This is a genomic window from Halomonas mongoliensis (genome assembly GCF_052496345.1).
In genome coordinates this window covers 797,328-811,625 of sequence record NZ_CP199288.1, presented here as the reverse complement: position 1 = coordinate 811,625, position 14,298 = coordinate 797,328, and the positions used below count along the sequence as shown (strand labels likewise).

The following is a 14,298-nucleotide window of genomic DNA, read 5'->3' as shown; positions in this document are numbered from 1 at the left end:
GATGATCGACTGGCGCGCCATCGATACCGTCCTGCTCGACATGGACGGCACCCTGCTGGATCTGCACTTCGACAGCCACTTCTGGCTGGAGCACCTGCCCCGGCGCTATGTGGAGCTGCACCAGCTCGACGAGGCCACCCAGGAGGTGGTGCGTTCCAAGGTGCTCCACGAGCAGGGCACCCTCAACTGGTACAGCCTGGCCTACTGGAGCCGGGAGCTCGACCTGGATATCGTCGCCCTCAAGCGCGAGGTGCAGCACCTGATCGGCTTGCGCAGCGACGCCCTCGACTTCCTCAAGTGGCTCCGGCAGGCCCACCCGCGGGTGGTGCTGGCCACCAACGCCGACCGGGAGAGCCTCGAGCTCAAGCTGCCGCTGACCGGCCTCGAGGAGTACCTGGACGCCATCGTCTCCTCGGCGGATCTCGGCGTGCCCAAGGAGGTCCAGGCGTTCTGGCCCGCCCTCCAGGCGGTGGAGCCCTTCGACCCGGCCCGGACCCTCTTCATCGATGACAACCCTCGGGTGCTCGCCAGCGCTCGGGAGTTCGGCATCCGCCATCTGCTGGGGATCAAGCAGCCCGACAGCACCCGCCCCGAGCGGGAGCTCGAGGAGTTCGTGGCCCTGGATCGCTTCGCGGCCATCCTGCCCGGCAACCTGCCGCCGGGGCAGGGGCCCGGGGCGCCGAACAAGGGCACCCAGGGAAGTGGTCATGGCCAGGGAGGTGGTCATGGATAGCGTCAGGCTCGACAAGTGGCTCTGGGCGGCGCGCTTCTTCAAGACCCGGGGCCTGGCCAAGAAGGCCATCGAGGGCGGCAAGGTGCACTACAACGGCGCCCGGGCCAAGACCAGCAAGACCGTCGAGCTTGGGGCACTGATTCGCGTGCCCCAGGGGTGGGACATCCTCGAGGTGGAGGTGGTGGCGCTCTCCGATCAGCGCCGCGGCGCCCCCGAGGCCCGTGCCCTCTACCGGGAAACCGAGGAGAGCGCGGCGCGCCGCGAGCGCGAGGCCGAGGCGAGGCGCCTCACCAATCAGGCCATGCAGCACCCCCTCAAGCGCCCCGACAAGAAGCAGCGACGGGATATCCAGCGTTTCCAGCGTCGGCAGTCCGACGACTAGCCTGCCTGCCGACGACCAACAGAGAGTGATGATGAGCGATCAGATCCAGCGTTTTCTCTTCGACAACACCAACGTGCGCGGCGAGCTCGTGACCCTCGAGCGGGCCTATGCCGAGGTGCTCGACCGCCATGACTATCCGCCGGTGGTCAATCGCCTGCTGGGCGAGCTGCTCGCCGCGGTGGCGCTGCTCACCGATACGGTCAAGCTCGACGGCACCCTGAGCATCGAGGTGCGCGGCAGCGGCGCCCTGTCGCTGCTGATGGCCGAGTCCAATCCCGGCGGCGAGCTGCGCGCCATCGCCCGCCTGGCCGAGGACGCCCCCATGCCGGCCGACGATGCGGGTTTCCTCGAGCTGCTCGGCGAGGGGCGGATCATGATCACCCTGGACCCCCGGGAGGGGCACCGCTACCAGGGCATCGTGGCCCTAGACCACGACACCCTGGCCGGCTGCCTGGCCGCCTACTTCGTGCAGTCCGAGCAGCTGCCGACCCGGCTGTGGCTGGCCGCTGACGGGGTGCGTGCCGGCGGCCTGCTGCTGCAGCGCATGCCCGACGAGTCCCAGAACCAGGACCACGACGCCTGGGATCGCACCGTGGTCCTGGCCGAGACGGTCAAGGAGGAGGAGCTGCTGGCGCTCGGGCCCGAGGCGCTGCTGCACCGCCTCTACCACGAGGAGACGGTACGGATCTTCGACCCCAAGGCGCTGCGCTTCGGCTGCACCTGCTCCCGGGAGCGCATCGCCGGCTCCCTGGTCACCCTGGGGGAGGCCGAACTGCGCCAGGTGCTGGCCGAGCACGGCAGCATCGATACCCAGTGCCACTTCTGCCACACCTGCTACCACTTCACAGAGGCCGATGTGGAGGCGCTGCTGGCCGGTGACGATACCCCGCCCCCGGTCCTGCACTGAAACAGACGCTTGATTTGCTGCGCCGCACCATCAACGTGTAGTGAACGGTCTTCATGTTGTAGAAAAACTACATGATTTTCGCCTAAAAACGGCGTTCCCCGCGGCGGCGCTTTTTGACATAATGGCGCCGCTTTTTTCGGCTCGATCGCCTCGCCAGAAGACGGGATACCCGCAGCGGCGATCGATGGCAGGCATCCGCTGCGTCGCTAACGGCGCCCGGCACACGAGAGAGAATCGGCCGCAAGGCCCAGGAACCGACATGACCACAACCCAAGCTCCCAAAGCCCACGTCAACCTCAGCAGCGCCGAGCTCATCGAGCGTGCGGTGGCCACCGGCGAGGGCCGCCTGGCTGCCAACGGGGCCCTGGTGGTGAACACCGGTGAGCGTACCGGCCGTTCTCCCAAGGACCGCTTCATCGTCGATGAGCCGTCCACCAGCGGCCAGATCGACTGGGGCAGCGTGAACCGCCCCTTCGACGCCGAGAAGTTCAGCGCCCTCTGGGACCGCGTCGAGGATTACCTGCTGGGTCGTGAGCACTATGTGTCGGAGCTCCACGTGGGCAGCGACCCGACCTACTACCTGCCGGTGCGCGTGCAGACCGAGACCGCCTGGCAGAACCTGTTCGGCCGCACCATGTTCGTTCGCCCGGAGGCCTACAACCCCTCCGCCAAGGATGAGTGGACCATCATCAACGCCGCCGGCTTCCAGTGCGACCCGGCCCGCGATGGCACCAACTCCGACGGCACCGTGATCATCAACTTCGCCGAGCGCAAGGTGCTGATCGCCGGCATGCGTTACGCCGGCGAGATGAAGAAGGCGATGTTCTCCGTCCAGAACTTCCTGCTGCCCGCCGCCGACGTGCTGCCCATGCACTGCTCCGCCAACGTGGGCGAGGATGGCGAGACCTGCCTCTTCTTCGGCCTCTCCGGCACCGGCAAGACCACTCTCTCCGCCGACCAGGCCCGCTACCTCATCGGTGACGACGAGCACGCCTGGGGCCCGGGCACCGTCTTCAACATCGAGGGCGGCTGCTACGCCAAGTGCATCGACCTCTCCGAGAAGAACGAGCCGGTCATCTGGAACGCCATCAAGTTCGGCACCGTTCTCGAGAACGTGGTCCTCGACGACCGTCGCGAGCCGGATTACGCCGACGACAGCCTGACCCAGAACTCCCGTGCCGCCTACCCGCTGGAGCACGTCGAGAAGCGCGTCCCCGAGAACCGCGCCGGTGAGCCCAACGCCATCGTCTTCCTGACCTGCGACATGAGCGGCGTGCTGCCCCCGGTCTCCGTGCTCTCCAAGGAGGCCGCGGCCTACCACTTCCTCTCCGGCTATACCGCCAAGGTGGGCTCCACCGAGATGGGCTCCGCCGAGGGTCTCTCCTCCACCTTCTCCACCTGCTTCGGCGCTCCCTTCTTCCCGCGCCCGGCCCGCGAGTACGCGGACCTGCTGATCAAGCGCGTGGCCGAGAAGGACGCCCAGGTCTACCTGGTCAACACCGGCTGGACCGGCGGTTCCTACGGTGAAGGCGGCTCGCGCTTCTCCATCCCGACCACCCGCGCCATCATCAGCGCCATCCAGACCGGCGTGCTGCGCGAAGTCGAGACCAAGCGCATCGACGGCCTCAACCTGGAAGTGCCGGTGGCCGTGCCGGGCGTGGACTCCAGCCTGCTCGACCCGCGCGAGACCTGGGAAGACAAGGACGCCTACGACCGCAAGCGCCAGGACCTGGCCGAGCAGTTCGTCGACAACTTCAAGAAGTTCGACGGCGTCAATGAAGCGATCGTCAAGGCGGGCCCCAGCCTGACCTGATCGCGCCGCCCGGGCCCCTGCGGGGCCCTCGGCTCGCATGAAAGAACCCGGTACCCTCAAGGTGCCGGGTTCTTTCGTATGCCGGGTGGCCTGAAACCTCCATGTAGGAGCCGGATTCATCCGGCGATCGGGCTCACGACATCGCCGACGTGTCGGACCACCGATAAATCGGGCTCCTACGAGGTGGGTGGTCCGCAATCATTTCCGGCGATTGGGGGCTCACCCCTTCAGGTCGGGGAAGTCCTCCTCCCGAAACTCCAGCGCCCCGCGCTCGTCGCTGGCCTTCTGCGCCTCGGCCTGGCGCAGCTCCACCCGGCGGATCTTGCCCGAGATGGTCTTGGGCAGGTCGGCGAACTCCAGGCGGCGGATGCGCTTGTAAGGGGCCAGCCGCTCCCGGGCAAAGGCGAGGATGTCCCGGGCGAGCTCGGCGCTGGGCTCATGGCCGGCGGCGGGGATGACATAGGCCTTGGGCACCGAGGTGCGCACCGGATCGGGGCTCGGCACGATGGCCGCCTCGCCCACCGCAGGATGCTCGATCAGCACGCTCTCCAGCTCGAAGGGGCTGATGCGGTAGTCGGAGGCCTTGAAGACATCGTCGGCCCGGCCCACGTAGGTGATATAGCCCTGCTCATCCACGCTGGCCACGTCGCCGGTGCGGTAGTAGCCCCCCTGCATGGCCGCCGCGGTGCGCTCCGGGTCGTTGGCATAGCCCACCATCAGGCCGGCCGGTCGCGCCTCGCCCAGGGCCAGGGCCACTTCCCCTTCGCTTGCCGGCTGGTCCTCGGCGTTAAGCATCACCACCCGGTAGCCGGGCAGGGGACGTCCCATGGAGCCCGCTTTGAGGGGCTGGCCCGGGGAGTTGCCGATCTGGGCGGTGGTCTCGGTCTGGCCGAAGCCGTCCCGGATAGTGAGGCCCCAGGCCCGGCGCACCTGCTCGATCACCTCGGGGTTGAGGGGCTCGCCGGCGGCCACCGCCTCACGCAGGGCGACCCGGTGGGCGGCGAGATCCTGCTGGATCAGCAGTCGCCACACCGTGGGCGGCGCGCAGAGGGTGGTGATCGCGTAGTCCGTCAGCACCTTCAGCAGGGCGGCGGCGTCGAAGCGCGCATAGTTGTAGAGGAAGACGCAGGCGCCGGCGTTCCAGGGGGCGAAGAAGCAGCTCCAGGCGTGCTTGGCCCAGCCCGGCGAGCTGATATTGAGGTGGCGATCCCCCTTCTGCAGGCCGATCCAGTAGAGGGTGGAGAGGTGGCCCACCGGGTAGGACTGGTGGGTATGGGTGACCAGCTTGGGGCGGGAGGTGGTGCCCGAGGTGAAGTAGAGCAGCATGGGGTCGTCGGCGGGGGTCGGCCCGTCCGGAGTGAAGGCGTCGCTTTCGCCGTGGGAGTCGGCGAAGTCGTGCCACCCCTCGGCGGCGCCGCCCACGGCGATGCGCGTCAGGGCGTCTTCGCGGCCGGCAAACTTCTCCAGGTGCTCATGGCCGATCACCAGGTGCTTGACCTGGCCGCGGCTGATGCGGTCCTCGAGGTCTTCGGGGGTCAGCAGGGTGGTGGCGGGAATGATCACCGCGCCCAGCTTGATGGCGGCGAGCATCACCTCCCACAGGGGCACCTCGTTGCCCAGCATCAGCAGCACCCGGTCGCCGCGGGCCACGCCCAGGGAGCGCAGCCAGTTGGCGGCCTGGTTGGAGCGCCGGGACATCTCGGCGAAGCTGAGCTTCGCCTCCCGGCCATCCTCCTCGACGATCCACAGCGCCGGGGCGTCGTTGTCCTGGGCCATGACGTCGAAGTAGTCCAGCGCCCAGTTGAACTCGGTAAAGGTGGGCCAGCGGAAGTCGCGGTAGGCGGTGTCGTAGTCTTCGCGGTTGGCCTGCAGGAAGTCCCGGGCGGCGAGGAAGCGCTCCAGCGCCGGTGAGCTCGACGGTGTTGGCATGTTCCATCCCTTCTTGTTGTTGGTTGGCGGTGCGAAAGGTGATGAGGGTGAAACTCTAGCCAGATTCAGACTCGCCTGTCCAAGACCCGAGCAAGCGCTTGGACTAAAGTTGCCTGCCGCCTGAGGCCCCTCTGCGGGGGCCGCCGCGCGTGGCTCGCCCCGGCGTTTGTGATACCTTGTCGCGATCGTTTTTCGAGCATCAGTGAAGGGGTTACATGGACGCCACCAACCGCATCATCTCGCGCCTCGCCGAGGAGCTTTCCGTACGTCCGGAGCAGGTCACGGCCACGGTGGAGCTGCTCGACGGCGGGGCCACCGTGCCCTTCATCGCCCGCTACCGCAAGGAGGTGACCGGCGGCCTCGATGACACCCAGCTGCGAGCGCTCCACGAGCGCCTGGGCTACCTGCGCGAGCTGGAGGAGCGCCGCGCCGCGGTGCTCGCCGCCATCGAGGAGCAGGGCAAGCTCACCGCCGAGCTCGAGGGGCTGATCCGGGCTGCCGACACCAAGCAGCGCCTGGAAGACCTCTACCTGCCCTACAAGAAGAAGCGCCGCACCAAGGCCCAGATCGCCCGGGAGGCGGGCCTCGAGCCCCTGGCCGACGCCCTGCTGGCCGACCCGACCCTGGACCCGGAAACCGAGGCGGCCCGCTATCTTCGTCCCGCGGAAGGTGACATCCCCGCGGTGGAGGACGCCAAGGCGGCCCTGGACGGCGCCCGCCAGATCCTGATGGAGCGCTTCGCCGAGGACGCCGAGCTGGTGGGCAGCCTGCGCGAGCGGCTCTGGCAGGAGGGCGAGCTCAGCGCCCGGGTGATTCCCGGCAAGGAGGGGGAGGGCGCCAAGTTCTCCGACTACTTCGAGCACGACGAGAAGCTCGCCAGGACGCCGTCGCACCGGGCGCTCGCCATGTTCCGCGGCCGCAACGAAGGGGTGCTGACCCTGGCCATCAAGCTGCCCGGCGAGGACGAGGCACCGCTCCATCCGGCCCAGGTGGCCATCGCCCGCCACTTTTCGATCCGCGACGAGGGCCGCGCGGCGGACAAGTGGCTGCGCGACGTGGTGCGCTGGACCTGGCGGGTCAAGCTCTACACCCACCTGGAGACCGAGCTGCTGGGCCGCCTGCGCGAGTCCGCGGAGCTCGCCGCCATCGAGGTGTTCGCCGCCAACCTCAAGGACCTGCTGCTGGCCGCCCCGGCGGGGCAGAAGGCGACGCTCGCCATCGACCCGGGCCTGCGCACCGGCTGCAAGGTGGCGGTGGTAGATGCCACCGGCCAGTTCCTGGCCCACGCCACCATCTACCCCCATGCGCCCCGCAACGCCTGGGACGCCTCGCTGGCCGAGCTCGCCCGCCTCGTCGAGGCGCACGACGTGGCGCTGATCGCCGTGGGCAACGGCACCGCCAGCCGCGAGACCGACCGCCTGGCCGGCGACCTGGTCAAGGCCTTTGCGGGTAAACGTCAGCTCGCCAAGGTGATGGTCAGCGAGGCGGGGGCCTCGGTCTACTCCGCCTCCGAATACGCCTCCCGGGAGCTGCCGGACCTCGACGTCACCATCCGCGGCGCCGTCTCCATCGCCCGGCGCCTGCAGGACCCGCTGGCCGAGCTGGTCAAGATCGAGCCCAAGTCCATCGGCGTGGGCCAGTACCAGCACGACGTCTCCCAGGTGCAGCTCTCGAGAAGCCTGGAGGCGGTGATCGAGGACTGCGTGAACGCCGTGGGGGTGGATCTCAACACCGCCTCGAGCGCCCTGCTCTCTCGGGTGGCCGGGCTCTCCCCGGCGCTGGCCGAGGCGGTCGTCGCGCGGCGCAACGCCCAGGGGCCCTTCGCCAGCCGCAAGGAGCTGCTGGAGGTGAGCCGGCTAGGCCCCAAGACCTTCGAGCAGTGCGCCGGCTTCCTGCGCATCATGAACGGCGCCAACCCCCTGGACGCCAGCGCCGTCCACCCCGAGGCCTACCCCCTGGTGGAGCGTATCGCCGAGAGGAGCGGGCGTCCGCTGGCCAGCCTGATCGACGACAGCGCCACCCTGAAGGCGCTCAGGCCCGCCGATTTCGCCGACGAGCGCTTCGGGGTGCCCACCGTCACCGATATTCTCAAGGAGCTGGACAAGCCGGGCCGCGACCCGCGCCCGGAGTTCAAGGCCGCCGAGTTCCGCGAGGGGGTCGAGACCCTCAAGGATCTCGAGCCCGGCATGGTGCTGGAGGGCAGCGTCACCAACGTCACCCACTTCGGCGCCTTCGTGGATATCGGCGTCCACCAGGATGGCCTGGTGCATATCTCGGCGCTCTCCCACACCTTCGTCGAGGACCCGCGCAGCGTGGTCAAGGCCGGCGATATCGTCAAGGTCAAGGTGATGAGCGTCGATATTCCCCGGGCGCGCATCGGCCTCTCCATGCGTCTGGACGACCAGCCGGGGGAGGAGGGCGAGGCGCCCCGCCGCGGCGGCGAGCGCCAGGCCCGGGGTGGCAAGCCCCCCCGCAAGGGTGGCGGCCAGGGCAGTGGTCAGCGTGGCGCAGGCGGCCAGGAAGCGCCCATGGGCGCGCTGGGCGCGGCTCTGCTCAAGGCCAAGAAGGGGCGCTGATGCTCTTCGACCTTTGAATAAGTGCTCTCGGGCACCATAATCTGCTTCTTTTACGGGCGCCTCGGGCGCCCCTATCACCGAGCGAGGCGCCGGCGGCGTCTTCCACCACAAGGGGTGTTACCTTGTCCGACTCACTCGCCACCCTCATCACGCGCCTCGAAGGCGCCGCCCGTCAGGGGCAGTTCAGCCGCCTGCGCCGCGGCCTCGAGAAGGAGGGGCTGCGCGTCGACGGCGCGGGGCGCATCGCCCAGACCCCACACCCGGCGGCGCTGGGCTCCAAGCTGACCCACCCGCATATCACCACCGACTACTCCGAGGCGCTGCTGGAGTACATCACGCCGGTCTACTGCCGGCCCGCCGATGCCATGGCGTTTCTCGGCGACCTGCACCGCTTCACCTACCGCTATCTGGGCGACGAGCTGATCTGGCCGGCCAGCATGCCCTCAAGGCTTGCCGGTAACGACAGCATCCCCATCGCCGACTACGGCCCCTCCAACGTGGGCACCATGAAGCGGGTCTACCGCCAGGGCCTGGACGTGCGCTACGGGCGGATCATGCAGGCCATCGCCGGGGTGCACTACAACGTCTCGCTGCCCGACGATCTCTGGGCGCTGCTGCGCCAGATCGACGGCGCCGAAGCGACGCCGATGAACGACTACCGCTCGGCGCGCTACTTCGGCCTGATCCGCAACTTCCGCCGCCACAGCTGGCTGCTGCTCTATCTCTTCGGCGCCTCCCCAGCCCTGGATCGTAGCTTCCTGCCGGATGGCCGGGTGCCCGACAAGCTCGAGCCCCACGGCGAGGAGACCCTGGTCTCCCGCTACGCTACCAGCCTGCGCATGTCGGACCTGGGCTACCAGAACAAGGTGCAGGAGCAGCTCAAGATCTGCTTCAACTCCCTCTCCAACTATGTGAATACGCTGCGTCACGCCATCTCCACCCCCTGGCCCGCCTACCAGGCGAAGGGCGTGCAGGAAGGCGGCGAGTGGCGCCAGCTCAACGCCAATATCCTGCAGATCGAGAACGAGTACTACAGCGATATTCGCCCCAAGCGGGTCGCCCGCCACGACGAGACGCCGAGCCAGGCCCTGGAGGCCCGGGGAGTGGAGTACATCGAGGTGCGCTGCCTTGACCTCAACCCGCTGCTCCCCTTCGGCGTGGACGAGACCCAGATCCGCTTTGTGGACGCCTTCGTGATGTGGTGCCTGCTCAGCGAGAGCCCCTGGATCCCCGACGCTGAGTGCGAGAGCCTCGACGACAACCGTCGCCGGGTGGTGGAGCGCGGCCGGGACCCCGAGCTCAGGCTCTGCGACGGCAACCGCGGGCGCAGCGTAGCGGACTGGGGCGGCGAGATCCTGGCCGAGATGGGCCGGGTGGCCGAGCTCCTCGACCGCCTGGAGGAGGGCGCGCCCCACGCCGACGCCGTGGCCGCCATGGCCCCGCGCCTGGCGGATCCCGCCCTGACCCCCTCCGGTCAGCTGCTGGCCCGGCTCGAGGAGAGCGGCGAGGAGTTCAGCGACGTCATGCTGGCCATCGCTCGGGAGCAGGCGGAGCGGCTGCGCGCCGAGCCCATGGACCCGGCCCGGGAGGCGCTCTTCCACGAGCTGGTGGCGACCTCGCAGCGCCAGCAGGCGGAGATCGAGGCCGGCGACGGCTGCTCCTTCGACGACTTCCTGGCCGACTACTTCGAGCGCGCCCGGGAGTCGCGTCTCGCCGGCCTCGCCGCGGCGGAGCGGGCGCCATGAGGACGCATCTCTCTCGCCTCAGAGTGCGCCACTGGAGCCTTGCAGGCCTCGCCTTCTGCGTGCTGATGATGGCCGTGGCCCTGGGGCTCGAGCATATCGCCGGCCTCGAGCCCTGCCCGCTCTGCATCTTCCAGCGGGTGGCGGTGCTTTCGGCCGCCGCGGTCTTCGCGGTGGCGGCGATCCACAACCCCGAAGGGCGAGTCGGGGCGGGCCTCTACGGGGTTCTGGGCCTGGCCGCGGTGGCCGGCGGCATCGGGGTGGCAGGCCGACACCTCTGGCTGCAGTCGCTGCCCCCGGAGGAGGTGCCGAGCTGCGGCCCGGGGCTCGACTACATGATGGAGCTGCTGCCCTGGCGTGACGTGGTGGCCATGGTGCTCTCCGGCTCCGGCGAGTGCGCCGAGATCGATTTCCTGTTCCTAGGCATCTCCCTGCCGGGCTGGACCCTGATCGGCTTTGTGGTGCTGGCACTCGCGCCGCTGGGCATCCTGCTCTCGGCCTTTCGCGAGCGGGGCTGAAGGCTCCTCCCCCGGGGATTGACACCGTCGGCGCCAGGGGCGAGTCTGGTCTCCCGGCCGGGGCGTCCTGAGCGCCTGGCCCTGGATAACGAGCTCTGGATCGCGAGCTCTGAAAAGCAAGGGAGGCCCCCATGCTGGAAGATTGCAAGAGCGCCCTGGAGCGCTGGGGCGGCGTGCACAAGCTGATCGACCGCTGGCTCGACGAGCGCCGCGAGCTGCTGGTTCACTTCGTGGAGCTCAAGGAGGCCTGCGACGCCGAGCTCGAGGCGGTGAGCAAGGCGCAGATCGACCGCTTCAGCGAGCTTTTGATGGACTACATCAGCGCCGGCCACTTCGAGATCTACCCCCAGCTGCGCGAGGAGGCCAAGGCCTTCGAGGACGAGGCCGCCCTGGAGCTCGCCGACCGCCTGCTGGCGCGGCTGGAGATGTCCACGGAGCTGGTGCTCTCCTTCGATGCCGAATACGAGAGCCCCGGCCGGGTGCGCCAGAATCTCGGCCGCCTGCCCACCTGGCTCGAGCGCCTGGCCCACGGCCTCACCGAGCGCTTCTCCCTCGAGGACCAGCTGATCGGTCGCGTCCACGCCGCCCACGCCCCCGATGCCGCCCGGCAAGAGGCCGCCGCCCGCTCAGGTGTCTGAACCGCGGCGCTCGAAGAGTCCCCCCAGCACCAGCAGGCAGGGCGTAAGCAGCAGCGTCAGGCCGGTGGCGAAGGTCAATCCGCCGGCGATGGCGCTGGAGAGCTGGGTCCACCACTGGGCCGAGGGGGCGCCCAGCCCCAGGCTCGGCGCGAAGAGGTTGACGTTCACCCCGAGCACCATGGGCGCAAGGCCCAGCACCGTGGTGATGGCCGTCAGCAGCACCGGGCGCAGGCGCAGGCCGCCCGCCTCCAGGGCCGCCTCATCGGGGGAGAGCCCCTCCCGGCGCAGCTGGTTGTAGGTGTCGATCAGCACGATATTGTTGTTCACCACGATGCCCGCCAGGGCGATGACCCCCATCCCCACCATGACGATGCCGAAGGGCTGGCCGTTGACCAGCAGACCCAGCAGCACGCCGGCGGTGGAGAGCACGATGGCCGAGAGCACCAGCCCCGCCTGGTAGAGGCTGTTGAACTGGGTCACGAGTATCAGCGCCATCAGCGCCACGGCGACCAGGAAGGCGGTGGTCAGAAAGCGGCTCGCCTCCTGCTGGTCCTGCTGTTCGCCGGCTACCTTGACCATCACCCCCTCCGGCGGCGCCCCCGCCGTCTCCAGCAGGGCGTGCAGCCGCTCGTCGGCCCGGTAGCCCTCCGCCACGTCGGCCTCCAGGGTCACCGCGCGGCGCCCGTCGATGCGGTGCAGGGTGCCCACCTTGGGCGCCGGTAGCAGCTCCACGAAGTGGGCGATCGGCACCTGGCCCCGGGGCGTATTGAGGGTCAGCCGGCCCAGCTGCTCCAGGGAGCGGTACCCTTCGGGCAGGCGCACCCGGATATCCACCTCGTCGCTCACCTCGGCGGGGCGGTAGCTCGCCACCTGCAGGCCGGTGGTCAGCAGCTGCACGGCGCTGCCCACGGACGCCACGTCGGCGCCGAAGCGCGCCGCCGCCTCGCGGTCCACCATCACCCGCCACTCCACCCCGGGCAGGCTGCGGTCATCTTCGATATCGCGAAAGCCGCCCAGCTCTCCCATCCGTGCGCGCAGCGCCTCCACGACGTCATCGGCGGCGGCGGGGTCATGGGCGCTGATCTCCAGCACGATGGGCTTGCCTTCGCCGGGGCCCATCTCCTGCTCCCGGAACTCCAGGGCCAGGCCGGGCAGGTCGGCGGCTCGCTCGCGCATCTCGGTGAAGATCTCGGCCACCGGGCGGCGCCGGTGCCAGTCGATCAGCTGGAACTGCAGCACGCCGATCACGTCGCTGCCGAGCTGCTGGTTGGGCACCGCGAAGGAGCGCGCATAGAGCGCCTCCACCTCGCTCATGCCGGCCAGGCGCGCCTCCACCCGCCGCACCACGGCATCCTTCTCGGCGGCGGAGAAGTCCCCCCGGGCCCGCACCAGCACCTGGGCGCTGTCCGGCTCCACGGCGGGGAAGAACTCCACTCCGTGGTTGAAGCGGGCGTAGGCGGTGTAGATCAGCGCCAGCAGCAGCAGGGCGAAGAGCAGGGTCAGCCCGGGCCAGGCCAGCAGCCGGGCGAGCAGGGCGCGATAGAGCCGCCCGCCGGCGGTGATGTGGTTCTGGTCGACCTCGCGGCGCGAGGCGCGCACCCCGAAGACGCCGCCCAGGGTGGGCAGGAAGACCAGCGCCATGGCCAGCGACGCCAGCAGGCAGAGGATCACCGTGGCCGGCAGGTACTTCATGAATTCGCCTACCACCCCGGGCCAGAACAGCAGCGGCACGAACACCGCCAGGGTGGTGGCGGTGGAGGCGATCACCGGCCAGCTCATGCGCGCGGCGGCGTTGACCCAGGCCTCCCGCGGCTCCTGCCCTTCGCGGAGGTGGCGGTCGGCCAGCTCCGAGACCACGATGGCGCCGTCCACCAGCATGCCGGCGACGAGAATCAGCGCGAAGAGCACTACGATATTGAGGGTGTAGCCCAGGCTCCAGATCAGCAGGATGCCGGTGAGAAAGGCCCCGGGGATGGTCAGCCCCACCATCAGGGCGCTGCGCACCCCCATGGCGGCGAGTATCACCACCAGCACCATCACCACGGCGGTGAGCACGTTGTTGAGCAGCTCGTCGAGCATCTCCTCCACCATCTGGGACTGGTCGGTGATGGTGGTCACCTCCAGCCCCTCGGGGAACAGCCCTCGGGCCTCCTCGAGCAGCCCCTGGACCTGCTCGATGGTGGCGATGATATTGGCCCCGGCGCGCTTGGAGATCTCCAACACCAGGGCCGGCTGGCCGTCGATGCGGGCGAAGCCCTCCGGGTCCTTGAAGCCGGGACGAATCCAGGCCACGTCGCCGAAGGTGACGACGCGGTCGCCGTCCACCTTCACCGGCATGGCCATTACATCCTCCAGGCGCTCGATCACCCCGGGTACCTTGAGCGCCAGGCGCCCGGCGCCGGTGTCCAGGCTGCCCGCCGCCACCAGGCGGTTGTTGCGGGTGACCAGGTCGAAGAGTCGGTCGAAGTCGACCCCGTAGCTGTCCAGCACCAGGGGGTCGACGACGATCTCGAGGAGCTCCTCGCGGTCGCCGCCGATATCCACCTCCAGCACCTCGCCGATGCCCTCGATCTCCTCCTTGAGCCGGCGGGCCACGGCCAGCCGCTGGCGCTCCTCCAGGGGGCCGGAGAGGCCGACGGTCAGCACCGGGAAGAGCCCCACGTTGACCTCCATCACCCGCGGCTCGTCGGCCTCCTGGGGCAGCTCGGCCCGGGCGATATCGACCTTCTCGCGCACGTCGCTGAGGGCCTGGTCCGGATCGAAGCCGGCGTCGAACTCCAGGGTCACGGCGGCGTGGCCTTCGCTTGCCTGGGAGGTCAGCTTGCGCACCCCCTCGATGCTGCGCAGCTCCTGCTCCATGGGGCGCACCAGCAGCCGCTCGCCATCCTCGGGGCTGACTCCCTCCAGGGAGAGCGAGACATAGATGATGGGGATGGTAACGTCGGGGTTGGCCTCCTTGGGGATCGCCTGCCAGGCGGCGGCGCCGGCCAGCAGCAGGGCGGCCAGCAGCAGCAGGGTGGTGCGGGAGCGATCCAGGGCGGCCGCGATCAGGGTGCGCAT

Annotated in this window: 10 protein-coding genes; 8 read left to right on the top strand and 2 right to left on the bottom strand. The window is 69.3% G+C overall.

All coding sequences use genetic code 11. The features are described from left to right. Nucleotide 1 precedes the first annotated feature (1 nt). The 4 genes from yrfG to ACRYRV_RS03700 all read left to right on the top strand — a co-directional run bounded on the left by yrfG (nt 2) and on the right by ACRYRV_RS03700 (nt 3,835). Nucleotides 2–733 (top strand): GMP/IMP nucleotidase, encoded by a 732-nt coding sequence (gene yrfG / locus ACRYRV_RS03715; protein WP_444985924.1) that lies wholly within the window; start codon nt 2–4, stop codon nt 731–733. After that, on the top strand, nt 726–1,115 hold the full coding sequence (hslR, locus tag ACRYRV_RS03710; protein WP_299311178.1) for a ribosome-associated heat shock protein Hsp15: 390 nt from the start codon (nt 726–728) through the stop codon (nt 1,113–1,115). Before yrfG ends, hslR begins: the two co-directional genes overlap by 8 nt. Nucleotides 1,116–1,146: 31 nt before the next feature. Further along, nucleotides 1,147–2,022 carry an Hsp33 family molecular chaperone HslO gene (hslO, locus tag ACRYRV_RS03705; RefSeq protein ID WP_253450117.1) on the top strand — a complete coding sequence of 292 codons (876 nt, stop codon included), beginning with the start codon at nt 1,147–1,149 and terminating at the stop codon, nt 2,020–2,022. Between the two features lie 259 nt (nt 2,023–2,281). Next, complete coding sequence (locus tag ACRYRV_RS03700) at nt 2,282–3,835, top strand: phosphoenolpyruvate carboxykinase (protein ID WP_444985925.1); 1,554 nt, start codon at nt 2,282–2,284, stop codon at nt 3,833–3,835. A gap of 219 nt (nt 3,836–4,054) precedes the next feature. Here ACRYRV_RS03700 and ACRYRV_RS03695 read toward each other — a convergent pair whose 3' ends face one another. Next, nucleotides 4,055–5,764: an AMP-binding protein gene (locus ACRYRV_RS03695; protein WP_444985926.1), complete on the bottom strand. Its 1,710-nt coding sequence runs from the start codon at nt 5,762–5,764 to the stop codon at nt 4,055–4,057. Between the two features lie 215 nt (nt 5,765–5,979). Here ACRYRV_RS03695 and ACRYRV_RS03690 point away from each other — a divergent pair, with 215 nt between their 5' ends. The 4 genes from ACRYRV_RS03690 to rsd all read left to right on the top strand — a co-directional run bounded on the left by ACRYRV_RS03690 (nt 5,980) and on the right by rsd (nt 11,238). Then, entirely contained in the window at nt 5,980–8,340 is a 2,361-nt protein-coding gene (locus ACRYRV_RS03690) for a Tex family protein (protein ID WP_444985927.1), read from the top strand. Between the two features lie 122 nt (nt 8,341–8,462). Further along, nucleotides 8,463–10,085, top strand: a complete 1,623-nt coding sequence (gene gshA / locus ACRYRV_RS03685) for a glutamate--cysteine ligase (protein ID WP_444985928.1) — start codon at nt 8,463–8,465, stop codon at nt 10,083–10,085. Continuing rightward, on the top strand, nt 10,082–10,600 hold the full coding sequence (locus ACRYRV_RS03680; protein WP_444985929.1) for a disulfide bond formation protein B: 519 nt from the start codon (nt 10,082–10,084) through the stop codon (nt 10,598–10,600). Before gshA ends, ACRYRV_RS03680 begins: the two co-directional genes overlap by 4 nt. Before the next feature lie 131 nt (nt 10,601–10,731). Continuing rightward, a complete protein-coding gene (gene rsd / locus ACRYRV_RS03675) occupies nt 10,732–11,238 on the top strand; it encodes a sigma D regulator (RefSeq protein WP_444985930.1) in 507 nt (168 codons plus the stop codon). Here the strand turns inward: rsd and ACRYRV_RS03670 are convergent. Continuing rightward, nucleotides 11,227–14,298, bottom strand: coding sequence for an efflux RND transporter permease subunit (locus tag ACRYRV_RS03670; RefSeq protein WP_444985931.1), 3,072 nt, complete (start codon nt 14,296–14,298; stop codon nt 11,227–11,229). The two genes, rsd and ACRYRV_RS03670, sit on opposite strands and share 12 nt — an antisense overlap.